The sequence below is a fragment of the Siccirubricoccus phaeus genome (assembly GCF_008360935.1).
Taxonomy (GTDB): domain Bacteria; phylum Pseudomonadota; class Alphaproteobacteria; order Acetobacterales; family Acetobacteraceae; genus Siccirubricoccus; species Siccirubricoccus phaeus.
On the sequence record NZ_SRXO01000008.1, the window covers coordinates 1 to 25,506 of the forward strand.

The 25,506-nt window shown below is 70.8% G+C and carries 26 protein-coding genes; 12 read left to right on the forward strand and 14 right to left on the reverse strand.

What is annotated here, in order from left to right; all coding sequences use genetic code 11:
- Positions 1 to 235: 235 nt before the first annotated feature.
- Genes E5N76_RS12700 through E5N76_RS12710 form a run of 3 tightly spaced genes read right to left on the reverse strand, consistent with a single transcriptional unit; the run spans position 236 to position 5,817 of the window.
- A complete protein-coding gene (locus E5N76_RS12700; protein ID WP_149537682.1) occupies positions 236 to 1,540 on the reverse strand; it encodes a TolC family protein in 1,305 nt (434 codons plus the stop codon).
- Positions 1,541 to 1,545: 5 nt separating this feature from the next.
- Positions 1,546 to 4,671, reverse strand: coding sequence for an efflux RND transporter permease subunit (locus E5N76_RS12705; RefSeq protein ID WP_149537683.1), 3,126 nt, complete (start codon positions 4,669 to 4,671; stop codon positions 1,546 to 1,548).
- Between the two features lie 6 nt (positions 4,672 to 4,677).
- Positions 4,678 to 5,817 carry an efflux RND transporter periplasmic adaptor subunit gene (locus E5N76_RS12710; protein WP_187830137.1) on the reverse strand — a complete coding sequence of 380 codons (1,140 nt, stop codon included), beginning with the start codon at positions 5,815 to 5,817 and terminating at the stop codon, positions 4,678 to 4,680.
- 253 nt (positions 5,818 to 6,070) lie between these two features.
- On the opposite strand from E5N76_RS12710, the gene E5N76_RS30490 reads away from it, so the two are divergent.
- Genes E5N76_RS30490 through E5N76_RS12725 form a run of 3 tightly spaced genes read left to right on the forward strand, consistent with a single transcriptional unit; the run spans position 6,071 to position 8,533 of the window.
- Positions 6,071 to 6,268: an SDR family NAD(P)-dependent oxidoreductase gene (locus tag E5N76_RS30490; protein ID WP_235907692.1), complete on the forward strand. Its 198-nt coding sequence runs from the start codon at positions 6,071 to 6,073 to the stop codon at positions 6,266 to 6,268.
- Positions 6,261 to 7,688 (forward strand): cytochrome P450, encoded by a 1,428-nt coding sequence (locus E5N76_RS12720; RefSeq protein WP_235907693.1) that lies wholly within the window; start codon positions 6,261 to 6,263, stop codon positions 7,686 to 7,688. Before E5N76_RS30490 ends, E5N76_RS12720 begins: the two co-directional genes overlap by 8 nt.
- Positions 7,685 to 8,533 carry a lysophospholipid acyltransferase family protein gene (locus tag E5N76_RS12725; protein WP_149537685.1) on the forward strand — a complete coding sequence of 283 codons (849 nt, stop codon included), beginning with the start codon at positions 7,685 to 7,687 and terminating at the stop codon, positions 8,531 to 8,533. The genes E5N76_RS12720 and E5N76_RS12725 overlap by 4 nt, the downstream gene beginning before the upstream one ends.
- A 565-nt stretch (positions 8,534 to 9,098) precedes the next feature.
- Here the strand turns inward: E5N76_RS12725 and E5N76_RS12730 are convergent.
- The 5 genes from E5N76_RS12730 to E5N76_RS12745 all read right to left on the reverse strand — a co-directional run bounded on the left by E5N76_RS12730 (position 9,099) and on the right by E5N76_RS12745 (position 12,293).
- A complete protein-coding gene (locus E5N76_RS12730; protein ID WP_149537686.1) occupies positions 9,099 to 9,392 on the reverse strand; it encodes a hypothetical protein in 294 nt (97 codons plus the stop codon).
- 98 nt (positions 9,393 to 9,490) lie between these two features.
- On the reverse strand, positions 9,491 to 9,616 hold the full coding sequence (locus E5N76_RS31020; protein ID WP_268921304.1) for a hypothetical protein: 126 nt from the start codon (positions 9,614 to 9,616) through the stop codon (positions 9,491 to 9,493).
- A 38-nt stretch (positions 9,617 to 9,654) separates the two neighbouring features.
- Positions 9,655 to 10,503, reverse strand: a complete 849-nt coding sequence (gene bcsQ / locus E5N76_RS12735) for a cellulose biosynthesis protein BcsQ (protein ID WP_149537687.1) — start codon at positions 10,501 to 10,503, stop codon at positions 9,655 to 9,657.
- Entirely contained in the window at positions 10,503 to 11,723 is a 1,221-nt protein-coding gene (locus E5N76_RS12740) for a hypothetical protein (RefSeq protein ID WP_149537688.1), read from the reverse strand. Before E5N76_RS12740 ends, bcsQ begins: the two co-directional genes overlap by 1 nt.
- A 78-nt stretch (positions 11,724 to 11,801) precedes the next feature.
- A complete protein-coding gene (locus tag E5N76_RS12745) occupies positions 11,802 to 12,293 on the reverse strand; it encodes a glycosyl hydrolase family 8 (protein WP_149537689.1) in 492 nt (163 codons plus the stop codon).
- A gap of 131 nt (positions 12,294 to 12,424) precedes the next feature.
- Between E5N76_RS12745 and E5N76_RS12750 the strand changes: the two genes are divergently transcribed.
- From E5N76_RS12750 to E5N76_RS12775, 6 genes are all read left to right on the forward strand, one after another.
- Positions 12,425 to 13,339: a dioxygenase family protein gene (locus tag E5N76_RS12750; protein WP_149537690.1), complete on the forward strand. Its 915-nt coding sequence runs from the start codon at positions 12,425 to 12,427 to the stop codon at positions 13,337 to 13,339.
- Between the two features lie 190 nt (positions 13,340 to 13,529).
- On the forward strand, positions 13,530 to 14,804 hold the full coding sequence (locus E5N76_RS12755; RefSeq protein ID WP_149537691.1) for an amino acid ABC transporter substrate-binding protein: 1,275 nt from the start codon (positions 13,530 to 13,532) through the stop codon (positions 14,802 to 14,804).
- A gap of 9 nt (positions 14,805 to 14,813) precedes the next feature.
- Positions 14,814 to 15,695, forward strand: coding sequence for a branched-chain amino acid ABC transporter permease (locus E5N76_RS12760; RefSeq protein WP_149537692.1), 882 nt, complete (start codon positions 14,814 to 14,816; stop codon positions 15,693 to 15,695).
- Positions 15,692 to 16,705 (forward strand): branched-chain amino acid ABC transporter permease, encoded by a 1,014-nt coding sequence (locus tag E5N76_RS12765; protein ID WP_149537693.1) that lies wholly within the window; start codon positions 15,692 to 15,694, stop codon positions 16,703 to 16,705. Before E5N76_RS12760 ends, E5N76_RS12765 begins: the two co-directional genes overlap by 4 nt.
- Positions 16,702 to 17,442, forward strand: coding sequence for an ABC transporter ATP-binding protein (locus E5N76_RS12770; protein WP_149537694.1), 741 nt, complete (start codon positions 16,702 to 16,704; stop codon positions 17,440 to 17,442). Before E5N76_RS12765 ends, E5N76_RS12770 begins: the two co-directional genes overlap by 4 nt.
- On the forward strand, positions 17,429 to 18,163 hold the full coding sequence (locus tag E5N76_RS12775) for an ABC transporter ATP-binding protein (protein WP_235907694.1): 735 nt from the start codon (positions 17,429 to 17,431) through the stop codon (positions 18,161 to 18,163). The genes E5N76_RS12770 and E5N76_RS12775 overlap by 14 nt, the downstream gene beginning before the upstream one ends.
- Here E5N76_RS12775 and E5N76_RS12780 read toward each other — a convergent pair.
- From E5N76_RS12780 to E5N76_RS12805, 6 genes are read right to left on the reverse strand one after another with little or no spacing between them, the layout of a single operon-like run.
- Positions 18,152 to 18,715, reverse strand: a complete 564-nt coding sequence (locus E5N76_RS12780) for a DNA-3-methyladenine glycosylase I (RefSeq protein ID WP_149537696.1) — start codon at positions 18,713 to 18,715, stop codon at positions 18,152 to 18,154. The genes E5N76_RS12775 and E5N76_RS12780 overlap by 12 nt on opposite strands.
- Positions 18,712 to 19,302, reverse strand: coding sequence for a DUF1989 domain-containing protein (locus E5N76_RS12785; RefSeq protein WP_149537697.1), 591 nt, complete (start codon positions 19,300 to 19,302; stop codon positions 18,712 to 18,714). The genes E5N76_RS12780 and E5N76_RS12785 overlap by 4 nt, the downstream gene beginning before the upstream one ends.
- 5 nt (positions 19,303 to 19,307) lie before the next feature.
- On the reverse strand, positions 19,308 to 19,895 hold the full coding sequence (locus tag E5N76_RS12790; protein WP_149537698.1) for a DUF1989 domain-containing protein: 588 nt from the start codon (positions 19,893 to 19,895) through the stop codon (positions 19,308 to 19,310).
- Positions 19,896 to 21,053 carry an aromatic ring-hydroxylating oxygenase subunit alpha gene (locus E5N76_RS12795; protein WP_149537699.1) on the reverse strand — a complete coding sequence of 386 codons (1,158 nt, stop codon included), beginning with the start codon at positions 21,051 to 21,053 and terminating at the stop codon, positions 19,896 to 19,898.
- 17 nt (positions 21,054 to 21,070) lie between these two features.
- Entirely contained in the window at positions 21,071 to 22,069 is a 999-nt protein-coding gene (locus tag E5N76_RS12800) for a D-2-hydroxyacid dehydrogenase (RefSeq protein ID WP_149537700.1), read from the reverse strand.
- Positions 22,066 to 22,695 carry a flavin reductase family protein gene (locus E5N76_RS12805; RefSeq protein WP_207791965.1) on the reverse strand — a complete coding sequence of 210 codons (630 nt, stop codon included), beginning with the start codon at positions 22,693 to 22,695 and terminating at the stop codon, positions 22,066 to 22,068. The genes E5N76_RS12800 and E5N76_RS12805 overlap by 4 nt, the downstream gene beginning before the upstream one ends.
- A gap of 201 nt (positions 22,696 to 22,896) precedes the next feature.
- Here E5N76_RS12805 and E5N76_RS12810 point away from each other — a divergent pair, with 201 nt between their 5' ends.
- Genes E5N76_RS12810 through E5N76_RS12820 form a run of 3 tightly spaced genes read left to right on the forward strand, consistent with a single transcriptional unit; the run spans position 22,897 to position 25,495 of the window.
- Positions 22,897 to 24,060, forward strand: a complete 1,164-nt coding sequence (locus E5N76_RS12810; protein WP_149537701.1) for an aromatic ring-hydroxylating oxygenase subunit alpha — start codon at positions 22,897 to 22,899, stop codon at positions 24,058 to 24,060.
- Positions 24,060 to 24,725, forward strand: a complete 666-nt coding sequence (locus E5N76_RS12815; RefSeq protein WP_235907695.1) for an amino acid ABC transporter permease — start codon at positions 24,060 to 24,062, stop codon at positions 24,723 to 24,725. The genes E5N76_RS12810 and E5N76_RS12815 overlap by 1 nt, the downstream gene beginning before the upstream one ends.
- Positions 24,722 to 25,495, forward strand: a complete 774-nt coding sequence (locus E5N76_RS12820; protein ID WP_149537702.1) for an amino acid ABC transporter ATP-binding protein — start codon at positions 24,722 to 24,724, stop codon at positions 25,493 to 25,495. The genes E5N76_RS12815 and E5N76_RS12820 overlap by 4 nt, the downstream gene beginning before the upstream one ends.
- Positions 25,496 to 25,506: the final 11 nt, after the last annotated feature.

Here is a 25,506-nt window from a genome sequence, read left to right on the forward strand (position 1 = left end):
AGATCCTCGGAGTATGGCCGCATCCTGGCTGGCCTCCATCGCCCAGCCCAGAGCTTGAATCAGATCTCAGCCCGTTTCGGAACCCCCGATTCAGAGCAAACACAGCATGCTCTAGCGGCGGCCCGACCCCGGCAGGAAGTGCGGCCGGCGACGGCCGGCCGCGGCAGGCGCGCGACCCCCGAAGCCTGGGTCCCGCCAGCCGCTGCCCCACCCCCGTGGCGTCAGGGCACCGGCGTCAGGGCACCGCTCCCATCGCCTGGTTGAGCCGCGACCGCGCCCGCCCCGCCGCCACTACCGCCCGGGCATCGGCCGCCTGCGCCTCGATCTGCAATTGCCGCACGCGGAACAGGTCGAAGGCGCCGATCTCGCCGGCGCGGAAGGCGCTGAGCGAAGCGGCGAGCTGCCGGTCCGCCACCGACTTCCGCTGCGCCGCCAGGCGCCGCTCCGCCTCCGCCGCGTTCAGCGCCACGCGGGCCAGGGCGATCTCGCCCTGCACCGCGCGCCGCGCCTGGGCCAGGTCGGCGCTCGCCCTGGTCCGCTCCGCCTCCGCGTCCGCCCGGCGGGGGGCGTTGCGCGCCTCGGTCGGCAGCGGCACGCGCAGGCGGATGCCGAAGGAATAGCCGTCCTCCGTCAGGTTCCCGCCCTGGCGGCGGGTGAAGAGGCCGACCTCGGGATTGTCGATCGGCGTCGCCGCCACCAGCCTGGCCCGCGCCTCGGCGGCGGACAGCGCCGCCTCCGCCGCGACCAGGGCCGGGTGGCCCTCGGCGCTGGCCGGGGCTTCCGGGCGGATGCCGGAAAGCGCCGCCGTGCTGCCGCCGGTCAGCGTCGCATAGGCGTTGCGCGCGCTTTCCTGCGCCGCCTCCGCCCGGGCCAGCTCCAGCTCGGCCGAGAGCACCTCATTGCGGCCGAGCAGGGCATCGGTCGCGGAGATGTCGCCGAGCGCGGCGCGGCGCTCGAAATCCCGGGCCACGTCGCGGGCGGTGGCCAGCCGGTCCCGCGCCACGGCAAGATCCGCCTCCGCCAGCCCCACCGCCCAATAGGCGTCGCGCAGCAGCGCCGCCACTTCCAGCCGGCGCAGCGCCAGGCGCTGGGCCTGCTCGGCCACGCCGGTCTCCACCGTGCCGGCGAGGGCGCTGCGCTGGCCGGGCAGCCAGAGCGGGGCGCCGAGTTCCACATCCCATTCCCGCGCCCGCTCCGTACCGCGGGTATCGGCGCGGAAGCTGCCGCCGATGGCCGGGCTGCCGGCGATGGGGGACCGCACCTGGGCGTCCCGCGCCCGCACCGCATCCCGCCGGGCGGCGAGGCCGCGGGCCACGGCATCGATCTCGAGCGCCGCCTCCAGGTCCCGCGCCAGGCCGGTGGCGACGGGGGCGGGCACGGCGCGCACCGCCGGCGCCGGCGCCGGGTGCGCCGGCCCGGCGACCGGCGGCGGGTTGACCGAAGGCGGCACGCCGAGCGGCCGCGGCGAGAGCGGCGTCTGCTGGGCGAGCGCCGCGGGCGCGGCGGTGGCCAGCAGCAGGGGCAGCAGCCTCCATCGCATGCCGCTCACTCCGCCACCGCCGGCTGGGTGGCCGGCATCGGCTGCGCCCGGGCCGCGCGCGGCAGGGCGAAGCGGTCATAGAGGATGGGCAGCAGCACCAGAGTCAGGGTGGTCGCCGTGACCAGCCCGCCGATGACGACGACGGCGAGCGGCCGCTGGATCTCCGCCCCCGGCCCCTCGGCGAAGAGGAAGGGCACCAGGCCGAAGGCGGCGATGGTCGCGGTCAGGATCACCGGCGTCATCCGCCGCCTGGCGCCTTCCAGCACTGCCTGGCGCAGGGCGAGCCCTTCCTCCGCGATCAGCCGGTTGATGGTGGAGACCAGCACCACGCCGTTCAGCACGGCAATGCCGATCAGCGCAATGAAGCCGACGGAGGCGGGCACCGAGAGGAACTCCCCGGACAGGTAGAGGGCGATGACGCCGCCGATGGCGGCGAAGGGCACGTTGCAGAAGACCAGCGCCGCCTGCCGTGCGGAGTTGAAGGTGAAGTAGAGCAGCAGGAAGATCAGCGCCAGGGCGATCGGCACCACCACGGCCAGCCGGGCGGAGGCGCGCTGCTGGTTCTCGAATTGCCCGCCCCATTCCAGCCGGTAGCCATCCGGCAGCCGCACCCGCTGGGCGACGGCCGCCTGCGCCTCCGCGACGAAGCCCACCAGGTCGCGGCCGCGAACGTTGGCGAGCACCGTGGCATAGCGCTGGGTGCCCTCGCGGATCACCTGGATCGGCCCCTCCTCCTCCGAGATGTGTGCGACCTGGGAAAGCGCGACGGTGCGGCCGCCCGGCAAGGGGAGGATGACGCGGGCCAGGTCGGCGGCGGAGCGGCGCAGGCTGCCCTCGCCGCGCAGCATCAGCGGAATGCGGCGTTCCTGTTCCAGCACGATGCCCATTTCCCGGCCATCCACCCAGACGCGCAGCGCCTGCTGCACGTCCCGCACATTCAGCCCGAGGCGGCCGGCGGCGAAGCGGTCGATCTCCACCTTCAGGTACTTCATGCCTTCGTTGCGCAGGGCGAAGACGTCGGCGCTGCCGCGGATGCCGCGGATCGCCGCCTCCACCTCCCGCGCGATGCGGTTCAGCTCCGGGATGGCGAAGCCGAACACCTTCACCACCACGTCGCCGCGGGCGCCGATGATCATCTCCTGCACCCGCATGTCGATCGGCTGGTTGATGGCGTAGGAGACGCCGGGGATGCGGTCCAGCACCTTGCGGATCTCGTCCACCACGTAGTCGGGGTCCTTCGGGTCGCGCCAGTCGGCGCGCGGGGCGATGGTGAGGAAGAGGTCGGTGTCGTTCAGCCCGACCGGATCGATGCCGAGCTCATCGGCGCCAGCGCGGCCCATCACCCCGCGCACCTCCGGGATCTCCGCCAGAAGCTGCTGCTGGATCAGCAGGTCGGTGGAGGCCGCGGCTTCCACGCTGACGGTCGGGTGCTTGCGGAGGGTGATGACCGGCGTCCCTTCATCCATCACCGGCATGAAGGTGGAGCCGATGCGGGTGAAGAGCATGCCGGCGACGACGAGCCCGATGGCGGCGATGCCCGCCACCTTCAGCGGGTTGCGCATCGCCCAGCCGAGGAAGGGGTCGTAGACCCGGTGCATCGCCCGCACCAGCCAGGGGTCCCGCGCATGGCCGCCGGCCTTCAGCATGGTGGCCGCCAGTGCCGGCACGATCGTCAGGGAGAGCAGCAGCGCGGCGCAGAGGGCGAAGGCGATGGTCAGCGCCACCGGGGCGAAGAGCCGCCCTTCCAGCCCCTGCAGGGAAAGCAGCGGCAGGAAGACGGTGATGATGATGACGACGCCGGAGACCAGCGGCACCGCCACTTCCCGCACCGCCTGGCCGGTCACGCGCATCCGCGCCCGGTAGTCGTGCCGCCCCTCCATCTCGGCGAGGCGGTGCGCCGTGTTCTCCACCACCACCACGGCGCAGTCCACCAGCAGGCCGATGGCGATGGCGAGGCCGCCGAGCGACATGATGTTGGCCGAGATGCCGGTGGCCCGCATGACGCCGAAGGTGGTGAGCACGGCGAGCGGCAGGACGAGCGCCACCACCACCGCGGCGCGGATATTGCCGAGGAAGAGGATGAGCAGGATGGCGACCAGGCCGATGGCTTCCAGCAGCACGCGCTGCACCGTCCAGACCGCGGCCTCGATCAGCTCGTTCCGATCGTAGAAGATCTCGATCGAGACGCCTTCCGGCAGGGTCTGCTGGATCTCCGCCAGCTTGGCCTTGGCGCCGCTGACTACGGTCTTCGCATTGGCGCCGCGCAGGCCGAGCACGATGCCCCAGACCGCCTCGCCCTCGCCGTTCCGCGTCACCACGCCGTTGCGCGCCAGGGCGCCGATCCGCACATCGGCCACGTCGGAGACGCGGACGATGCCGGTGGGGTGGGCGGCGACGACGATGCTGCGGATATCGTCGATGCCGCGGATGCGGCCCTCGGCGCGCACCAGCAGCGCCTCCTCCCCGTCCCGCACCCGGCCGGCGCCGTCATTGCGGTTGTTCTCGCCGAGCGCCCCAGCGAGCATGTCCGTGGTGATGCCGCGCGCCGCCATGGCCGCCGGGTCCGGCGCCACCTCATAGGTGCGGACGAAGCCGCCGAGGGTGTTCACATCGGCGATGCCGGGCAGGCCGCGGAGCTGCGGCCGGATCACCCAGTCGAGGATGGTGCGGCGCTGCATGGGCGAGATCGCGCCGCCCTCGATGGTGAACATCAGCATTTCGCCGAGCGGGGTGACGACCGGGGCGAGGCCGCCCGAGACGCCGTCCGGGAATTGCTCCTCCAGATCGTCCAGCCTTTGGTCCACCTGGGTGCGCGCCCAGTAGATATCCGTCCCCGGGGCGAATTCGAAGGTCATCAGCGCCACGGCGTAGCGGGTGATGGAGCGGATGTTGACGAGGTTGGGGATGCCCTTCATCGCCAGCTCGACCGGGTTGGTCACCTGCGCCTCCAGCTCCTCCGGCGGCAGGCCGGGCGCCTGCATGGCGACCAGCACCTGGGTCGGCGAGACATCCGGGAAGGCATCGATCGGCAGCTTGCGATAGGCGTCGACGCCCCAGGCGATGAGGCCGAGGGTCGCGAGCACGGCCAGCAGGCGCTGCCGCAGCGCCAGGTCGACAATCCGTCCGAGCATGCGGGTTCAGCCCCCGTAGATGTTGCTGAGTTCGGCCAGGAGGGCGAGGATGCCGCGCGACGCCACCAGATCCTCCGGCGCCAGATGGGCGCGGATGGAAACGGCATTGCCGCTTTCCGCCACCACCGTCACCGGCTTGGCACGGAACCCTTCCGGGCTGCGGACGAAGACCCAGGAGCGGCCGCCATGCCGCACCACGGAGCCGGCGGGCAGGCGCCATTGCGGCGTGCCGTTCGGCCGCAGCGCGACAGTCGCCGTCACCACCTGGCCGGGGCGCAGCGCCTCGGCGCCGTCCTCCACCTCCACCACCGCGGCGATGCTCTGCGTCACCGCATCCACGCTGCGGCCGAGCCGGATCACCTCCCCCTGCGCCTCGGTGCCGGGCACGCCGACGCGGGTGCCGGTTTCCACCGCCACGGCCTGGGAGAGCGGCACCTGCAGCGTGACCCAGAGCGGCTTGAGCTGGGCGATGCTGAAGAGCGGCGTCGCCGGCGCCACCCGCTCCCCGGCCGAGACGCTGGTCTCCAGCACCACGCCCTCGACCGGGGCGGTGATGGTGAGCGCGGGGACCATGCGGCGCTGCGCCTTCAGCTCCGCGATCGCCGCCTCCGACATGCCGACCAGGACGAGGAATTGCTCGCGCTCCTGCAGGGTGGTGCGGGCGAATTCGTGGTCGGCGCGCGTCGTGATCAGCCGGCGCTCGGCGATGATGCGCTCGCGGAAGAGCTGCTCGTCCCGCCGCAGCCGCTCGGCGGCGAGCTGCTCGGCCGAGAGCGCCTGGAGGTAGAGGCGCTGCGCCTCCAGCAGCTCCGTGCTGCGCAGCCGGGCGATGGCCTGGCCTTCCTGCACCGGCTCGTTCGGCGCCACCAGCACGGCTTCCAGCAGCCCGGCCGCCGGGGCGGCAACGACGCGAAGCTGGCGCGGCGGCACGCTGACCGTGCCTGGCAGGCTGGTCTGGGTGGTGCCGGCCTCCGCCTGGGCGCGCACCACATCGATGCCGGCGGCGCGCTGCTGCCGTTCATCGAGGCGGATGACGATCTCTGCCTGTGCCGGTTCGCCCCGGGCCGGCAGGGCCGTCGCGGCAAGGAATGCCAGGAGGCAGATGAGGGCGCGCGCGGGATGCTGCGCGCCGTTCAGGCTGGGCAAGGTGAGGGCCTCCTCGGCTCCGTTGGAGGCGCATGGCTCAGCGCCCGGCAATTGGCTTCAGGATGGCCCCGGGGCATCGTCCTGCCCGGGCATCGTCCTGAAGGGGTGGCTCAACAGGTTCCGCGTGCGAAGGAACGCGCCCCTTCGCGGGGTCTGCAGCGCCGGCCAGCGCTCAAGATGGACGTTTCGTAAGGTATTTCAACCCCCCCGAGTTTGCCTTAGGGGATCGGCGGGAAGCGATGGAGTGTCGCGCATGATCGTCCTCGTCACCGGGGCCGGTGCCGGAGTCGGGCACAGCATCGCCCGCCGCTTCGCGGCGGACGGGGCCAGGGCCATCGCCGCCGGCATGCGGCGGGGGCGGCGGTGGCGGCACCCGTCGCGGAATGCGAATGGGCAGCAGGTAATGCCGGTGGCGCGGAGCGACGGCCCGCACCGCGTGCATCATGGCTGAAAGGGCCGGGACAGGCGAGGTCGCCGCCACATCCTTCCCCCGCTCCACAGGGGAGGGGGGGCCCTTCACCCCGCCCTTCCCGGACCGGCCCACCGCCCGCCTGCCCCTGCCGGCGCTGCTGCGGCGGCTGCGGCGGAACATGCTGGAAGTGTGGCATGAGCGGCAATTCGCCGAGCCCCTCATCGCCACCGCCCTGCTCGGCCGCCGCATCCTGATCTGCAACAGCCCGGAGACGGTGCAGGACGCCTTCATCCGCCAGGCCGAGGCCTTCGAGCGCAAATCCCCGCAGCAGCGCCACGCGCTGGAGCCGCTGGTGGGCGACGGGCTCATCATCTCGGACGGGCTGGTCTGGAAGGATCGCCGCCGTGTCGTCGCGCCGGTGACCCATGCCTCCCGCATTGCCGACCTCGCCCCGGTGATGACGGAGGCGGTGGCGGAACGCGCCGGCGCCTGGGGCGCGCGGGACCCGGCCCGGCCGATCGACATGCTGGCGGAGATGGGCGCGCTCGCCGCCGAGGTGATCTGCCGCAGCGTCTTCGGCCGGGCGCTGGGGGAGGCGGCGGCAGGCCAGGTGGTCGCCGCCTTCGCCGCCTATCAGCGCAAGGTCAGCGCCGGCGGGCTGCTGGAGCTGGTGGGGGCGCCGCCCTGGCTGCGCCGGGTGCGGGGCTGGCGGCTGCGGCCGGAGGTCTCGCGCATCCATGCTGTGCTGGACGGCATGATCGAGGCGGCGCTCTCCGCCCCCGCGGGCGAGCCGAGCCTGATCCGCGCCATGGCCGAAGCGACCCTGGCGGGCAGCGGCCTTCCCATGTCCCGCACCGCCTTCCGCAACGAGGCGGCGACGCTGTTCCTGGCCGGGCACGAGACCACCGCCTCCACCATGGCCTGGTGCTGGTACCTGCTGAGCCAGGACCGGCGCAGCGCCGCCCGCCTGCGGGAGGAGGCCCGCGCTGCGCTGGGCGGCCGCCCCGCCGGCTTCGCCGACCTGCCGAAGCTGCCCTTCGCCCGGGCGGTGGTGGAGGAGACGCTGCGCCTCTACCCGCCCATCCCCGTCCTGGCGCGGGAGGCGCAGCGGGAGGTGAGGGTGGCCGGCGAGACGCTGCCCAAGGGCGGGCTGGCGATGGTGGTGCCCTGGCTGCTGCACCGGCACCGGGCCTATTGGGACCGGCCGGATGCCTTCCTGCCCGAGCGCTTCCTGCCCGGCGCCCCGCCGCGGCCGCGGCACGCCTATGTGCCCTTCAGCCTCGGCCCCCGGGTCTGCACCGGGGCGCATTTCGCCCTGGCCGAGGCGGCGATCGTGCTGGCGACGCTGGGCCAGCGCTTTGCCCCGCGCCTGGCGCCGGGGGCGAAGGTGTTCCCCGTGGCGCGGCTCACCCTGCGGCCGGGCGAGACCCTGCCGATGCTGCTGGACCGCGCCGGATGAGGGCGCTGCTCGCCGCCGGGCTGGAGCGGATGCTGTACCACCCGCTGAAATTGCTGCCGAGCCCGGTGGTGACGCGGATCGGCGCCGGGCTGGCGCGGGGGGTGGTGCCGCGCCTCTACCCGCATCTGCAGGAAAGGGCCGTCGCCACCTTCCGCGCCCTGCGCCCGGATCTGGACCCCGAGGCGGCGGCGGCCGAGAGCTGGGGCAACATCGCCGCCAGCTTCGCCGAGATGTCCCGCATCCTCCGCTTCTGGGAGGAAGGGCGGGTGGAGGTGGCGGGGGAGGCGCATCTGCGCGCGGCGCGCGCCGCCGGGCCGCTGCTGCTGGCCGGGCTGCATCTCGGCAATCCGGAGGTGCTGGGGCTGACGCTGGCGAAGCTCGGCCTGCGGCCGGTGGGGGTGGCCACCCGCCAGCCCAGCGACTTCCGCGAGCGCGTCATCACCGATATCCGCCTGCGCGGCGGCGGGCGGATGATCCGCGCCGATCGTGGCGCCGGGCGGCCGGCGATCCGGGTGCTGGAGGCGCGGGAGGAGACGCTGCTCTTCTGGATGGACGACTACATCCGCGGTGTGGTGCGCGGCCCCTCCCTGGGCCGCGGCCCGCGCACCGAGGGCAATATTCCCTATGCCGTGCGGCTGGCGAGGCTGACCGGCTGCGCCATCGTGCCGGGCTTCGTGGAACGCCTGCCGGGCACGCGCTTCCGCACCCATTTCCTGCCGCCCGTCGCCCTGCCGCCGGGCGGGGACCTGGCCGCCGGCTCGGCGGCGCTGGACGCGGTGGTGGACCAGGTGGTGCGGGCACGGCTGACGCAATGGTTTTTCACCATTTCCTGGCGGCCGGCCTAGAGCATTTTCAAGTCCGGCAGAATCGCCGGACGACTCGGAAAATGCGACCGAACAGGGGGCTAGAGCGGGTTCGCCGAGCGCAGGCGAGGTGAAATCGCTCTAGTGTTCTGCCCGCGAAACTCGCGGGATTTTCAGCGAACGCAGCGGACCAGCAGGCCACTGAAAACAAAAGCTGGTGTTCCGACCGAAGTCCGCAGGACTTCGGTCGGAACACCAGGAAAGGGCCGTTGGCAGCCACCAGGCCCCGGCTGGAGTATCACAAGGGTTGAACCGGCCGACCCGGGAGCCTGTCGCGCAAGGGTCCCGGCAGGGGACCGGCGAGGGATTTTGCGGGCCAGGAGCGTGGCGCTGCCGCGACGGCGCCAGCCGATGCCGGTGGTATCGGGAACTCCGGCAACTTCGCGGAATTCATGCGAACAGCATGCTGGCGCATGACGCCCAGGGTGGAAAACTCCCGCCGCGACGCGCGCAGACCCTTTTGCGGCAGGCTTTCAGGGTGGGGGCCGGGGGAAGCCGTTCCGCCGACGGGGCGCAGGGGCAGCGCCCCGCTTTTTCTTCCTAGCGATCAGCGGCAATCGCGCACGGCGTAATCCGCCGTGCGGTTGGCGCGGCCGGCGTCGAGGCTGGAGCCGGTCGTCGCGGCGCGCGCCGCGGCATCCTGCGCTTCCGCCACCGCCTCGGCGCAATAGCTGCCCGGCGCCGGGGCGATGGCCTGCGCCGGCGGCGCCGCGTAGGAGGAGGCGGCATAGGGCGCGGCGCCATAGGGTGCTGGGCTGGAATAGGCCAGGGGCTGCGGCGCCGGCCGCTCCACATAGGCGCAGGCCGGCAGCAGCAGGGCGAGGGGGGCAAGGTGGCGCATCGCGGATCTCCTTGCCGCGCCAAGCGCCGCCCGCCCCGTAAGGTTCCCGCCCTGGCCCGACACGCGGCGGCGACCGGGGCCTGCGCAACGAGGTCGTGTCACGCCCAGCCGCGGCGGCTCTCACTCCGCCCGCGCGCCGCCGCTTGCGCGCCGCCGCCCGCGCCGCTGCGGCTCTGCCCTGCCCGCATGGTCTGCAGCGCGGCGTCGCTGGCCACGGCGCTCATCGCCGCCAGTCAGAGGCCGGGCAGCGGAGGCGCCGCGCTCATGTCGGCGCGCCCCAATTGGCGCCCCAAGTCGCACCCCATTGGGCGGCCAGCGTCGCGGGCTCCGCCGCCGGGGCGGCGGCGGGGGCGGGCAGGGCGCGGTCCAGGATGCGGGCGATGGCGGCGATATCCTCCGCCGCGCGGCAGCCGGGGGCGTAATCCGCCAGCAGGGTCTGGCAGGCCAGCGCCTCCGCCACCGCATGGTCGCGGGCGACGGCGCCGATCAGCCGCTGGCCGAGGCTTTCCGCCATGGCCCGCGCCACTTCGCCGGCGAGGCGCGAACTGGCCTCCACCTCATTCACCACCACGCGCAGGCGGGCGGCGAAGAGGCCGCCGAGGGTGCCATTGCCGAGGAAGCGGCCGCTCTGCAATTCGGGAAGCTGCGCGACGCTGGCGCCATCCGCCAGCAGCGCCACCAGCACCAGCGTCGCCTGCGGCACCAGCGCGGCGAGCGCGCGGGAGGGGCCGGGCGGCGTGTCGGCGATGACCAGCAGCCCGGGCTCCGCCAGGATGGAGGCGAGCGGCGTGGCGAGCAGCGCCGGCTCGCGTTCCAGCGCCTCCTCCAGCGCCAGGGCGTCGTGCAGATCCACCCTGCCATGCGGCAGCAGGCGCAGCCCGGGGGCGAGGTGGCGCGCCAGGGCCCGCCAATCCGGCCGCTTCGGCAATTCGGCGAGGAAGCCGGCGCCATCCTCCAGCGGGATGCCGAAATGCAGGCGCAGGGCGTTCTGCGGGTCGAAATCCATTGCCAGCACCTGGCGGCCGGTGCAGGCCAGGACGTGAGCGAGGTTGGCGGCGATGGTGGTCTTGCCGACGCCGCCCTTGGGCGAAGCAATGCAGATGAGCGGCATCAGAACCCCGCCAATTCAGCGGCGCGGGCCTCGGCCAACAGGGTGAAGGGGCGGGGCGGGGCGGGCGCGGGGCTGGGCGGTGCCTCCATCAGGTGGTGCAGCAGGCGGAAGCCCGGCCGGGCTGACGGGGGCGGGGCCGCGAAGGCCTCGGCCGGGACGGGTGGCGCGGCGGCGGGCGACAGCGCGCCATGGGCCAGGACGGGCGCGCCGTAGGCGGGCGAGGCCTGGGCGGGGCCGGGCCGGACGGGTGCACCACGGAAGGGCGGGGCCTGGGCGGGGCCGGCCAGGACGGGCGCGTCGTGGAAGGGCGAGGCCTGGGCGGGGCCGGGCTGGACAGGCGCGCCGTGGAAGGGCGAGGCCGGGTTGGGGCCGGGCTGGACGGGCGCGCCGTCGAAGGGCGAGGCCGGGTTGGGGCCGGCTTGGGCAAGCGATCCTTGGAAGGGCGCGGCGCCGGCCGTCATGGTCTGGGATGCGCCGTAAGCGGGCGCGGCCGGGCCGGATGCGGCCTGGGCGGGCACTGCCTGGGGAGGCATGGCCTGCGCTGGCACGAAGGCGGCGGGCAGGGAGGGCGGCGCCGCGGCATGGGCGACCACGGCATAGGCCGGCGGCCCGTAAGCGGGTGGCGGCGCCATGGCGAAAGGCGGCGCGTAGCCATAGGCGGCAGCGGGCAGCGCATAGGGCGGCGGCATCAGGCCATAGGCAGGGGACGCCATGGCATAGGCCAGCATCGTATGGCCTGGCATCGTATGGCCCGGCATGGCGTAGCCCGGCATCGCATGGCCCGGACCGCCGTAGGCAGGCATGGCATAGGCAGGTGCGGCCAGGGCGGGAGTGGCCTGGGAGGGCGCGGCGTAAGCCGGCTGGTAAGGCGCGGCATGGGCCGGCACGGCCTGCAGGGGCGCGGCCGGCGCCGACACGGCATGGCCCGGCGCCGCCATGGGCCCGAAACCCGCCATGGCCGGCGGTGCGGCCATCGGCGGTGCGCCCAGCTCCGGCCGGGGCAGGCCCGGCAGCGGCACCGGGCCGGCAGGCTCCGCGACGGCGCCCTGGGCGGCCGGTGCCGCCGCCATCGCTTGCGGCGCCACCATCATGTCGGCCGCCGCCGCATCCGCTGCCGCCGGGCGCGTCGGCCGATTGCCGAAGCCGTGGTAGCGGAACCCCCGCATCCCGAAGGACCGCACCAACCGCGCGACATCCGCGTCGCCATCGGCCTTCTGCATGTGGATTTTCCCTGCACGCGCCAGACACCCGGCCATGGCTACAGGGGGAACCGCTAGGGAATGGTGAATCGGCCCGGGCTAATCCGCGCGTTGCAGGCGTCGGCAGGCGGAGGTCGGCCGCCGCCAGCGCCACCAGCAGCCCCAGCGAGGCGGCATAGTAATCCGCCGCCCCGCGCACCGAGGGCAGCGGCACCGGCCGGCCTCGCCCACCAGCGCGGCAATGGCCCGCATGCCGGGAGAGGCGGGGTAGGGCGCCTCCGCGCCGCTGCGCAGATCCACCCAGGCGGCCGGGCGGGCAGCCCAGAAGGCGCGCGCAGCCTGCGCCGCAGGGGCGTCGGGCTGCCCCGCCCAGGCCAGCAGCAGCGGCACCCGCACCGCGTCGAAGGAAAAGCGTGGCGGAAAGCGCCGGGCCGGGGCCAGGGGGCCGCCATTGCCGCTATCCAGCACCCTGCCTTCCGGCGCCAGGAAGCGCTGGCGGAACAGGCGCCATTCCGGATCGCCTGGCTGCGCCGCCGCCGGGCGGGCCAGCAGAAGGGGCAGCATGGCCAGGGCGCGGCGAGGCAGCGACATGGCGGTAGCCAACCCCCCTTGATCGCGGATGAACCCCGCACGGCATAGTCGATTGACCGCAACCGGTCACCCCGCGCATCGTACCGCGAAGCGCCGCCCAAACGGAGGCCGGCGCAAGGGGAGCGAACGGCATGCAGGACCTCGACCCGCAGGGCTTGCTGAAGGACGTCCTGGCGCAGATGGCGCATACGCCGGATCCGCGGCTGCGCCAGGTGACCGAAGCCGCCATCCGCCACCTGCACGGCTTCGCGCAGGAGGTGCGGCTGACGCCCGATGAATGGCTTGCCGGCATTGCCTTCCTCACCGCCGTGGGCCAGGCCTGCACGCCCTACCGGCAGGAATTCATCCTGCTCTCCGACGTGCTCGGCCTCTCCCGCCTGGTGAACCTGATGCATGACGCGGAGGGGCGCGAGGCGGCGGGGACGGAGACCAGCCTGCTCGGCCCCTTCTTCCGGGAGAAGGCGCCCGCCTTCCCGCTCGGCGGCAGCATCGCGGTGCACAAGACCGGGGGCGAGGAGATCTGCCTGTTCGGCCAGGTCACCGACGCTGCCGGAAGGCCGGTGCCGCATGCCTGGATCGATATCTGGCAGACCGATGCCGAGGGGCTCTACGACCTCCAGGCCAATGATGCCTCGGTGATGGATATGCGCGGCCGTTTCCAGGCGGATGCGGAGGGCCGCTACCACCTGCGGACGGTGAAGCCCATCGGCTACTCCATCCCGATGGACGGGCCGGTGGGCGCCTTCGTCCACCGCCAGAACCGCCACGGCAAGCGCCCGGCGCATATCCATGTGCTGGTCGCCGCCGAGGAGCATCGGGAGCTGGTGACGGCGCTCTACTTCGCCGACGACCCGAATATCGACAGCGACACCGTATTCGGCGTCAGCGCCTCCCTGGTGGTGGAGGCGGCGATGGGGGTGCCCGGGACGCCGCGGCCGGATCTGCCGAGCCTGCGCTACGATTTCCGCCTTTCCCGCCGGGCGGCGGGGGAGACGGGCGGGCGGGTCGGCGCCGATCCCTCGCAGATTTTGCCCGCCGCCGAATGAGCGTGATCGCCTGAGGTGGGCTCACCGAAAGGCGCGAATCACGCGAGCAAGCAAAAGGCCGGAGCGGGATGGGTGAGCGGCGCTCGACCCATCCCGCTCCAGCGGGGGATTCCGGCGGGAGAGGCGGCGCGACAGACGCCGCCCTCCCGGTCCAAGGCCGGAGGAGAAGAACGAAGGGGAGGAGACAGGCATGGATCCATTCACGCGGCGGCAATTCGGCCGCCTTTCGCTCGCCGCCGCGATTGCCGGGGCGGGACAGGTGGCAGGGGTATTTCCCGCCTTGGCGCAAGGTGCGAACCCCATCCGCATCGGCTTCGCCATGGCGCTGTCCGGCGGCCTCGCCGGCAATGGCCGCGCCACGCTGCTGGCCTACCAGATCTGGGCGCAGGAGGTGAATGCGAAGGGCGGCATCCTCGGCCGGCCGGTGCAGCTTGTGTTCTATGACGACCAGACTCAGCCCGGCCTGGTGCCCGGCATCTACACCAAGCTGCTGGATGTGGACCGGGTGGACATCGTCACCTCCCCCTACGCGACGGCGATGATCGCCCCCGCCATGCCGGTGGTGATGCAGCGCAACGTGACCTTCCTGACGATCTTCGGCGCGGGCGTGAACGAGGCATTTAAATACGATCGCCATTTCAACATGAACGTCGTCGGCGACGACATGAAGGAGACCTACGCCGCCGGCTATTTCGAGGTGGCCGCCATGCTGCCGACGCCGCCGCGCAGCATCGCGATCGCCGCCGCCGACAATGAATTCGCCCAGAAGGCCGGCGAGAGCGCGCGCTACCATGCGCGGAAGCGCGGCATCCGCGTGGTCTATGACCGTTCCTACCCGCCGAGCACGGTGGACTTCACCCCCATCATCCGCGCCATGCAGTCGGCGCGGCCGGACCTGGTCTTCATCGCCTCCTACCCGCCGGATTCCGCCGGCATGGTGCGGGCGGCGAATGAGCTGCGCTTCACGCCCGCGATCTTCGGCGGCGGCATGGTCGGCACCCAGCTCGCCAGCTTCCAGAGCCAATTCGGCCCGCTGCTGAACAACCTCGTCACCTGGGACGTCTATTCGCCCGAGCCGACGATGAACTTCCCCGGCGTCGCCGCCTTCCAGGCGAAGTACCGGGAGCTGGCGCCGCGCGAGCAGACCGACCTGCTGGGCAATTACATCCCGCCCTACGCCTATGGCCAGATGCAGGCGCTGGAGCAGACGCTGACGCGGGTGGGCAAGATCGACCAGGCAGCGATGGCCGCCGACATGCACGCCCAGGAATTCGACACCATCGTCGGCAAATTCCGCTTCAGCGCGCTGGGCGAATGGGCGGAGGCACGCAACCTCTACGTCCAGTTCCAGGGCATCACCGACAACGACCTAGAGCGCTACAAGCGTCCCGGCGCCAAGGTGATCCTGGCGCCCTCTGCCTACAAATCCGGCGCCCTCCGCACGCCCTACGGCGCTGCGGGCTGAGGTGGCGGGATGGACCCCGACCTGATCCTGCTGCTGAACGGCATCGTCAGCGGCCTGCTGCTCGGCGGCCTCTACGCCGCCGCGGCCACCGGCCTCGCCGTCTCCTTCGGCATGCTGGACATCGTCAACATCGCACATCCGGCGCTGATGGTGATGGGCGCCTTCACCGTGGTGCTGATCGGCACCGCGCTCGGCCTGGACCCGCTGCTGGTCGCGGTGCTGCAGGCGCCGCTCTTCTACCTGCTCGGCGTACTGATCTACGGGGTCTATCACCATTTCTTCGAGAAGCGGGGCGAAGAGGCGCTGCAGGGCCTCGCCTTCTTCTTCGGCGTCATGTTCATCATCGAGGTGGGGCTGGTGATGGCCTTCGGGCCGGAGCAGCGCTTCCTCGACCCGCCCTATGCCTTCATCACCTGGCGCCTCGGCGAGATCGACCTGCCGCTGCGCATGCTGGCGCCGGCGCTGCTGGCGCTGGCGGCGCTGGGGGCGCTGCATCTCTACCTGAAGCGCAGCTTCACCGGCTTGGCGGTGGCGGCGGTAGCGCAGGATGCGGAGGCGCTGCGGCTGATGGCGGTGAACCCGGTGCGCATCAAGCGGCTGGCCTTCGGGCTTTCGGTCGCGCTCGCCTCCATCGCCGGCGGGGCGCTGGTGGTGGTGCAACCGGTGGATCCCTCCTCCGGCCAGATCTTCATCGGCCGGGTCTTCGCCATCTGCATCATGGGCGGCATGGCCAGCCTGCCGGGCTGCCTGACCGCCGCGCTGCTGTTCGGCGTGGTGGAGAATGTGACGGCGACCTTCTACGGCCCCTCCTGGTCGCCCGCCGTCGCCTTCGGCTGGCTGCTGCTGGTGCTGGCCTTCCGGCCGCAGGGCCTGTTCGGGAGGATGGCATGAGCGCCGCCGGGGAGCGCAGCGTCGAGGCCGTGGGCCTGGACGCGCCGCGTGCGGCGGTGCCGAAGCTGCTGGCGCCCTCGCCGCACCACGCGCTGTTCTGGCTTTGCGCGGTGCTGCTCGGCGCGGCGCTGGTGGTGGGGCTGCGGCTGATCGGCAATGAATACGGCTACTTCGCCGGCTACTTCATCCTGCAATACATCGTGCTCTCCAGCGCCTGGAACATCCTCGGCGGCTATGCCGGCTACGTGAATTTCGGTGCCGCCGGCTTCATGGCGGCCGGCGCCTACACGGCCATCGCGCTGCGCAAGGCCTTCGGGCTGGATTTGTTGCCGGGCATCGTCGCGGCGGGCTTCGTGGCGGGGCTGCTCGGCCTCGGCACCGGCTATCTCACCTTGCGGCTGCGGGGGGTGTTCTTCTCCATCGCCACGCTCTGCCTGGCCGTGGTGTTGCAGACGCTGATCGTGAACTGGGATTATGTCGGCGGCTCGCGCGGCGCCTATATCGTCCGGCCGCGGGAAGTGCCGCCCTTCGTCAGCTATGGCGAGTACATGTTCGTCGTCATGCTGGTGCTCGCCATTCTCGCCGTCGGCATCAGCCGGACGGTGGAGCTCTCGCGGCTCGGCCGCGGCTTGCAGGCGATCCGCGACAATGAGCGGGCGGCGGAGGCGGTGGGCGTACCGACGCTGCGGCTGAAGCTGATCGCGACCACGCTCTGCGGCGCCTTGATGGGCGTGGCCGGCGCGCCGCTGCCCTATTACAGCGGCTACCTGAATCCGGAAGCGGCCTTCAGCCTGGCCTATGCGGTGAACGCCATCGCCATGCCGCTGATCGGCGGGGCGGGAAGCTGGCTGGGGCCGGTGATCGGTGCTGTGCTGCTGGGCGGGCTGCAGCAGGCGGCGACGGTGACCATTTCCTCCGCGCTCAACCTCTGGATCGTCGGCTGGATGCTGGTGATCTTCGTCGCGCTCTTCCCGCGCGGCATCATCGGCTGGTTCCGGAGGCGGGCATGAGCGCGGCGTTGCAGGACCCGGCGCCCGCCCCGCTGCTGCGCGCGGAGAAGGTGGGCAAGCGCTTCGGCGGCTTCGTCGCCCTGGCGGAGGTGGATCTGGTGCTGCGGCCGGGCGAAAGGCTGGGGCTGATCGGGCCCAACGGCTCCGGCAAATCCACCTTCGTCAACTGCATCAGCGGCGATTTCGCCCAGCATGATGGCAGCGTGACCCTGGCCGGGGCGAAGCTGGATGGGCTGAAGCCGCATGCCCGCGCCCGGCGCGGCCTGGCCCGCACCTTCCAGCTCCCCCAGCCCTTCCGCAGCCTGACGGTACTGGAAAACGTGCGCGTGCCGCTGCTGTTCGGCGGCCACGCTGCGGACGCCACCGAACGCGCCATGGCCTGTCTGGAGCAGGTGGAGCTGGCGGCAAAGGCGGCAAGGCTGCCGCGCGAGCTGACCCAGGTGGAGCAGCGTCGCCTGGAGCTGGCCCGCGCCATCGCGCTGGACCCGCAATTGCTGATTGCCGACGAGGCGATGGCCGGGCTTTCGCATGCCGAGGTGGACCAGATCATCGCCCTGCTGCTGCGGCTGAACGCGGCGGGCACGGCGGTGATCATGATCGAGCACATCATGCGCGCGGTGACCGAATTCTCCGAACGCCTCATCGTCTTCGTCGCCGGCCGCAAGATCGCCGATGGTGCGCCGCGGGAGGTGCTGGCGATGCCGGAAGTGGAGGGCGCCTATCTTGGCAAGCAATAGCCTGGAGATTTCCGGCATCGATGCCGGCTACGGCGCCGTGCGGGTGCTGCAGGATGTCTCGCTGAGCGTGCCGGCGGGGGAGACGGTGGTGCTGCTGGGCACCAACGGCAATGGCAAGACGACGTTGATGCGCAGCATCATGGGCCAGGTGCGCCCGACGCGCGGCAGCATCCGCGCAACCTTGGACGGCGTGACGCACGAGCTGATCGGCCTCTCGCCCGAGGCGATCGTGGAGCTGGGCATCGCCCTGGTGCCCGAAGGGCGACGACTGTTTCCGCGGCTGACGGTGGAGCAGAACCTTCAGCTCGGCGCCTATCGCCAGGCGGCACGCGCTGCGCTGGGGCGGAATCTCGAGCTCTGCTACGAGATGTTCCCGCGCCTCGCCGAACGCCGCGCCCAGCTCGTCGGCAGCATGAGCGGCGGGGAGCAGCAGATGGTGGCGCTGGGCCGCGCGCTGATGACCGCACCGCAGATCCTGCTGGTGGATGAGCCTTCGGTCGGGCTCGCCCCCATCCTCGTCTCCCGCACCATGGAGATGATCGCGGAGATGAAGGCGCGGCTCGGCCTGACCGTGCTGATGGCGGAGCAGAATTTCCACCAGGCGGTGCGCATCGCCGACCGCGGCTATGTCATCGTCCACGGCCATCTGGCCTTCCAGGGCGAGTCAGCCGCGGCGCTGCAGGACAATGAATTGGTGCGGAAGGTGTATCTAGGCCTCTGAGGCGCGGAAGCATTCGGCGCTGTGGTCGTCCACCACGCCGACTGCTTGCAGATAGGCGTAGATGATGGTGCTGCCGACGAAGCGAAAGCCGCGCTTCGTCAGCGCCTTGCTGATGCGGTCGGAAAGCTCCGTGCGGGCCGGGATGCGCTCGCCGGCTTCGCGCCGCGTCACCACCGGCTTGCCATCGACGAAGGCCCACAGCCAGGCATCGAAGCTGCCGAATTCCCGCTGCACCTCCAGGAAGGCGCGGGCGTTGCCGATGGTGCTCTCGATCTTGCCGCGATGCCTGACGATGCGCGCATCCTGCACCAGCTCTTCCACCTTGGCCGCATCGAAGCCAGCGACCACCGCCGGATCGAAGCCCGCGAAGCACTCCCGGTAGCCGGCGCGCTTGCCGAGGATGGTGCGCCAGGAAAGGCCCGCCTGCGCGCCTTCCAAGGTCAGCATCTCGAACAGCATGCGGTCGTCATGCTGCGGCACGCCCCATTCCTCGTCGTGATAGGCGTGGTGGAAGGGGTCGCGCGCCCAGTGGCATCGCGGGCGGTCGCTCATCCGAGGATCTCGTAATGCGCCTCGGTTGGCTTACCCGCGCGACCATTGATCGGCAGGATGTCCTGCGGGCAGCAGGACATCGCCACGATGCAGTCCAGCTCCGCCCGCAAGGTCACGTAGTCGCCGGGCTTCGTCGTCGGCGGGTCGAAGGAAAGGCCGCCGCTCGGCGTCCACGGGATGTTCATGAAGAGGTTCAGCGGCGCCGGACATTCCGGCGGCACCAGCCCCAGCGCCTGCATGCCGGCGAAGAGGTTGTCGGTACAATTGTCGTGGTATTCCTTCACGCCGAGCAGCGCGTAGCGCTCGCTGTCGCAGGCGGCCATCAGCGTGTCGTGGTCGCCCTTGGTCGTGTCCTCCGTCATCGTCAGGATCTTGCGACGCCGGTTGGTGAAAAGGCCATCGCCCTTCTGCGGCCGCAGCTTCACCAGCGTGGCGCGGGTGTGCTCCATGGACATGAATTCGGTCAGCATGCCGGCAGTGAAGGCCCAGGTATCCACCACCTGCTCGCCATGGGTGTTGACGATGCGGATGGACTGGCCCTGCCTTACGAAGGCGGCCTTGCCGCGGCGGGCGGGGATGGTCTCCATGGCGTTCAATCCTCGATCTGCACGCGGATGGGCGTCGGGTTGTAGTCGTTGCAGGGGTTGTTGATCTGCGGGCAGTTGGAGATCACCGCCAGCGCATCCATCTCCGCCCGCAGCGCCACCTGGCAGCCGGGGGGCGAGACGCCGAGCGCGATGGCCGAGCCGCCATCGCGCTCCACCGGCACCCGCATGAAGAAGTTGACGTTGGGCACGATGTCGCGCCGGCCGAGGCCGTGGCAGGCGAGCGCCGCCAGGAAATTTTCCCGGCAGCCCGGGCAATTCTCCACGCCATAGAGCATGCGGTTGGAGGGGGCGGAGCAGCAGCCGCCGATCGTGTCATGCCCGCCGAACTGATCCTCGATGATGGTGAAGATCGGCTGGGCGAGGTCGGAATAAAGCACGTGCCCTGTGGTCAGGAAGATGCTGCCCGCCGCCTTCATGGTGTTTGGCGCGTGGTAGCGCTCCAACGGGTCCTCCGCATTGTAGCAGAGGAAATCCACCGCCTGCCTGCCATGCAGGTCAGTGATGCGCAGCACCTGGCCGCGCTTCACGATGCCGGACCAGGGTGCGCCGGCTGGGATGGTCTCGTCCAGCATTCAGGCGGGATCCAGCACGCAGTCCAGCACCCAATTGTCGATGGCGTGCACCAGCGGCTCCCGGTAGCTGAAGCGGCCGGGCAGGCAGTAGGGCGAGGTCACTCCCCTCTGCTGCCGGTCGGAGGCGATGATGTCCTCCTCGAGCGTGATGTCCCAGCGCTTGTAGTAGTTCGCCGCGATCTCCTCGAAATCCGGCCGCGTCGTGCGGCTGCGCGGGAACAGCGCGCCATGCACCAGCCGCGTGCGGTCGGGCCCCAGCGGGTGCAGTTCCAGATACCAGGCGCAATCGATGGTGCAGGCCAGGTAGGTGCTGGGGTAGAGCAGCGGCGCATAGGTCCCGCCCGCCTCCCGCCGCCCTGCGAGGCTTTCGATCGGCGGGAAGCCGGCATCGCCCTTCAGCAGCGCCATGCTGTTCTCATGCTGGGCGAAGGTGATGACGTATTCGCCCGTCGCCTCCTCCACCCAATAGCCGGCGCTGCGGGCGCTGGCGTATTTGTTGATGGTCGCGCGGTGCACCGTGCCGATGTGGTAGGATTCCTTCGCGTTCTCCACGAAGATCTTCCAGTTGCACGCCATGTTGAAGGTTTTGCGGCGCGTCAGCACCATGTCGTCGAGGTTGTAGCATTCCAGCTTGTCCGGCAGGCCGCCGAGCCACTGCGCCAGGGGCGGCGCCGCGTTATCGAAGCAGACGAAGAGGAAGCCGCCCCAGCTTTCGCAGCGCAGCGGCACCAGGCCGTTCTGTGCCGGGTCGAAGCCCTCGGTCTTGTGCATCTCGGGCGCGCCGTACAGCGTGCCGTCCAGCGCGTAGCTCCAGGAGTGGTAGGGGCAGACGACGAGGCCACAATTGCCATGGCCGTGATCCAGCAGCGTGGAGCCGCGATGCCGACAGGCATTGGCGAAAGCGCGCAGCACGTTGTCCTTGCCGCGGATGATGAAGAGCGGAACGCCGGCGAATTCCATCGCCAGATAGTCGCCCGGATTCGCCACCTGAGTCACATGGCCGAGGAAATTCCATGCCTTGCGCCAGATGCGCTCCACCTCTCGCTGGTAGAAGGCGTCGGAGGTGTAGCACCAGGTCGGCAGCGTCTCCGCCTGCAACAGGGGCTTCCGCACCGCCTCGTAGTGGCGCGGGTGGAAGAGGTCGGCCGGGACGTCCATGCTGCGTCTCCCTGTGCTCAGTAGCCGGTCGTGGGATCGACCGCGTTCTTCAGCGTCTTGCCTGCCCGGAACCGCGCCAGATTGGCCATCACCAGATCCAGGGTCAGCGGCATATAAGCGTCCAGATCATCCGAGGAGCAATGCGGCGTGATGATCAGGTTCGGCACCTGCCAGAGCGGATCGCTGCTCGGCAGCGGCTCCGGATCGAACACGTCCAGCATCGCGCCCGAGACCTTGCCGTTGCGCAGCGCCTCGCTCAGCGCCGCGTAGTCCACCACGCCGGCGCGGCCGACATTGACCAGCCCGGCGCCGGGCTTCATGGCGGCGATCGCCTCGGCGTCGATCAGGTAGCGCGTCTCCGGTGTCAGCGGCGTCGCCACCAGCACGATATCGGCCTCGGCCAGCCCCTTCTTCAGCGATTTCAGCGGCAGCATGGCGTCGGCGTAGCGATGCGGCTTCGGGTTGCGGCGCATGCCCAGCACCTTCATGCCCAGCTTCTTCCCGGCTTTCGCCGCGGCGCCGCCCATATCCCCCAACCCCACCACCAGCAGCGTCTTGCCGGCGATGCTGGGCGTGAAGATCTGCCCCCAGCGCGCCTCCCGCTGCTGCGTCATCAGCGCAGGCAGGCGGAAGGTCAGCGCCAGCAGCGCCATGGTGGCGAATTCGCCGGTCTTCTGCACATGCACGCCGCTGTTGTTGGTCAGCACCACACCCGACGGCAGCCAGTCCAGCGGCAGCAGTGGCTCGATCCCCGCGCCGGTGATGTGAATCCAGCGCAGCTTCGGCGCCGCCTCGGCCAGCATCGCCTTGGGGAAGGCTGGATCGGTGATGATGTCGTTGCCGCAGACCAGCCCCTCCGCGGTCTTCAGCCAGGACAGCTCGGACAGATCCTCGCCCACCGTCCAGCGCAGCCCACGCCCGGCCTTGGCGCGCCGCGCCGCCGCCTGCACCAGCGCCGGCGTGATCTGGAAGCAGGCGGGCTTGTTGGCACGGCTTTCGAAATGCAGATGCGTCATCGTTGCTCCGTAGGGCCGGCCTCGCCGACCTTGGGCTGGGTCAGGATGTGGCCCAGCGTCGCGTAATGCGGCCCGCCGAGGCGCGCGACGGGGAGGAAGCGATCCACGGCGATGCGCCGCCCCTGCTCCAGCAGCGCCTCCTCCACCTGGAATTCCAGCACCTCGCCGATCAGCAGCCCGCTCTTCTGCTCGCCGAGCTCCAGCATGCGTTCCAGCCGGCATTCCATGGCGATGGGCGAGCAGGCGAGGCGCGGCGGCGCGACGCGCGCGCTCGGCAGCACCTCCAGCCCCAGCGCCGCCACCTCGCTGACGCCGGGCGGATAGGCGGCGGAGCTGGCATGCATCGGCGTCAGCGCGGCCTCGGTGACGACATTCACCACGAACTCGCCGCTGCTTTCGATATTCGCCGCGGTGTCCTTCAGCGCCCCGTCGCGCCTTCCGATATTCACCGCCAGCATCGGCGGCCGGTTGCAGACGAAGGTGTAGCAGGAGAAGGGCGCGGCGTTCACCGCGCCCGCCGCATCCATCGTGGTGATCCAGGCGATCGGCCGCGGCACCACGATGCCGACCAGCAGCGCATAGGCCTCGGCGGCGGAGAGGGTTTCGGCGGTGAAGCGGCGCATCATGCGCGGCAGTGAAGCGCAGCGTTGCGGCCGACACAATCGGGTTTGGATACGCAAGCACCCAATGTCTGCGCAGCGTGCAGCCTGCACGCGTGCCCTGCCGATTCCCCCGGCATTCCAGGCTGCAAGCCGCGCTTTTTCGCGGCACGCGGCTTGCTGCAAAATCGGCAGGCTCGTTTCTTATCCCGGCCGGAGGTCATCCCCATGCTCGACGCCATGCTGCCGCTCGACGACGCCGCGCTCTTCCGCCCGGAGACCTATGCGGGCGTGCGCAAGCCGCTGCTCGAAGCCTCCACCCTGCCGCCCGCCTGCTACACCTCGGAGGCGTTCTACAAGCGGGAGGTCCAGACGATCTTCCTGAAGGTCTGGAATTTCGTCGGCCGCGACGACCGCATCCCGCATGGCGGCGACTACTTCACCATCGAATTCGCCGGCATCCCCGTCATCATCGTCCGCGGCAAGGATGGCGAGGTGCGGGCCTTCGCCAATACCTGCCGCCACCGCGGCGCGCTGCTGGTGGAGGGCGAAGGCAATTGCCGCGCCTTCCGCTGCCCCTACCATTCCTGGGCCTTCGATACGGAAGGCAACCTCATCGTCGCGCCGGAGATGGAGCAGACGAAGGATTTCCGGCTGGAGGATTGGTCCCTCACGCCGGTCCGGCTGGAACGCTGGGCCGGCTTCATGTTCATCAATTTCGACAGCGAGGCCGCGCCGCTCACCGCCCATCTCGGCGACCTGCCGGAGAAGCTCGCCTCCTACCGCTTCCAGGACATGGCCTGCGTGCGGCGCAAGGAATACGACCTCGCCTGCAATTGGAAGATCTATGTCGAGAACGCGATGGAGGCGTACCACATCGCCACCGTCCATCGCAGCACGCTGTCCCGCCAGAAAGGCAAGCCCTCCCTGCCGCAGCCGGCGGCGGGCGAGTACTGTGCCCTCTACAAGGAACACAAGGGCAGCCGCGCGCTGCTCTCCGGCGATACCGGCTTTCCGGAGATGGACCATCTGGAAGGCCAGGCCGCGGCGGGAAGCTGGTATCCGCTGATCTATCCCAGCACCATGTTCGGCTGTACCTATGACTGCATGTGGTGGCTGGAACTGCATCCGATGGGCCCGGCACGCACCAAGCTCATCGTCGGCTCCGCCTTCCCGCGCAGCAGCGTGGAACGCCCGGATTTCGAGGAGGTGGTGCAGCGCTACTACAAGCGCTGGGACATCTCCATCCCCGAGGACAACGAAATCTCCGAGCTGCAGCAGCGCGGCCTCGCCTCGCCCTTCGCCAAGCCCGGCCGGCTCGCGCACATGGAGCCGCTGGTGCACACCTTCAACAATTGGGTGCTGGACCGCGTGCTGGGCGTCGCCGCCTGATGGGCTATGTCTGGCAATGGCAGATGATCTGGGACTACCGCCAGGTCTTCTACCGGGGCGTCGAGGTGACGGCGATCCTGACCTTCTGGGCGCTGCTGATCGGCATGGCGCTCGGGCTGGTGCTGGGCCTCATGCGCTCCTCCCGCGCGGCGTGGCTGCGGGTGCCGGCGGCGGTCTATATCGACGTGTTCCGCGCCACGCCCATCCTGGTGCAGCTCGTCTGGATCTACTACGCGCTGCCCATCCTGACCGGCGTGCAGATGGGCAACATCGCCTCCGCCAGCGTCGGCATCGGGCTGCACGCGGCGGCCTATATCGCGGAAATCTTCCGCGCCGGCATCGCCAGCATCGACCGCGGCCAGTCGGATGCGGCGAAATCGCTCGGCATGTCCTACGGCCAGGCGATGCGCCGCATCATCCTGCCCCAGGCGGTGCGCCGCATGGTGCCGCCCTTCATCAATGAATTCGCCACGCTGATGAAGCTGACGACGCTCGGTTCCGTGCTGGCGGTGAATGAGCTGCTGCATGAGGCGGAGAACCTCATCAACAACACCTACCGGCCGCTCGAGACCTATACCGTGGTTGCGATCGTCTTCGGCCTGCTGATCTACCCCTTCATCTGGCTGTCGCAGCGGCTGGAGCAGCACTGGAAGACCCGCGGATGATCGAGAAGCCCATCATCCGCGTCGAAGGGCTGCGCAAGAACTTCGGCAAGCTGGAAGTGCTGCGCGGCCTTGGCTTCGAGGTGAAGCGCGGCGAGGTGCTGGCCATCATCGGCCCCAGCGGCTCCGGCAAATCTACCTTGCTTCGCTGCCTGAACTTCCTGGAAGACTACCAGGCGGGCGAGATCCATTTCGAGGAGCAGCTCGTCGGCTATCGCCGCGATGCCAAGGGCCGACTGAAGCCGGACACTGAGAGCAGTATCCGCCGCATCCGCGCCCGCATGGGCATGGTGTTCCAGAGCTTCAACCTCTTCCCGCACAAGACGGTGCTGGAGAACGTCATCGAGGGCCCGGTCATCGTGCGCGGCGAAAGCCGCGGCGCGGCAGAGGCGCGGGCGCGCGCGCTGCTGGAACGGGTGGGCCTGGCGGACAAGGTCGCGACCTACCCCACGAAACTCTCCGGCGGCCAGCAGCAGCGCGCCGCCATCGCCCGGGCGCTGGCCATGCAGCCGGCGGCGATGCTGTTCGACGAGCCGACCAGCGCCCTCGACCCCGAACTGGTGGGGGAGGTGCTGGAGGTCATGCAATCGCTGGCCGCCGAGGGGATGACCATGGTGGTGGTGACGCATGAGATGGGCTTCGCCCGCCAGGTCGCCGATCGGGTGATGATGATGGACCGGGGCGAGATCGTGGAGCTCGGCCCCCCCAGCCAGATCTTCGGCGCGCCGGAATCGCCGCGAACCGCGGAATTCCTGCGGCGCGTGCTGCACTGAACAACCGGGGA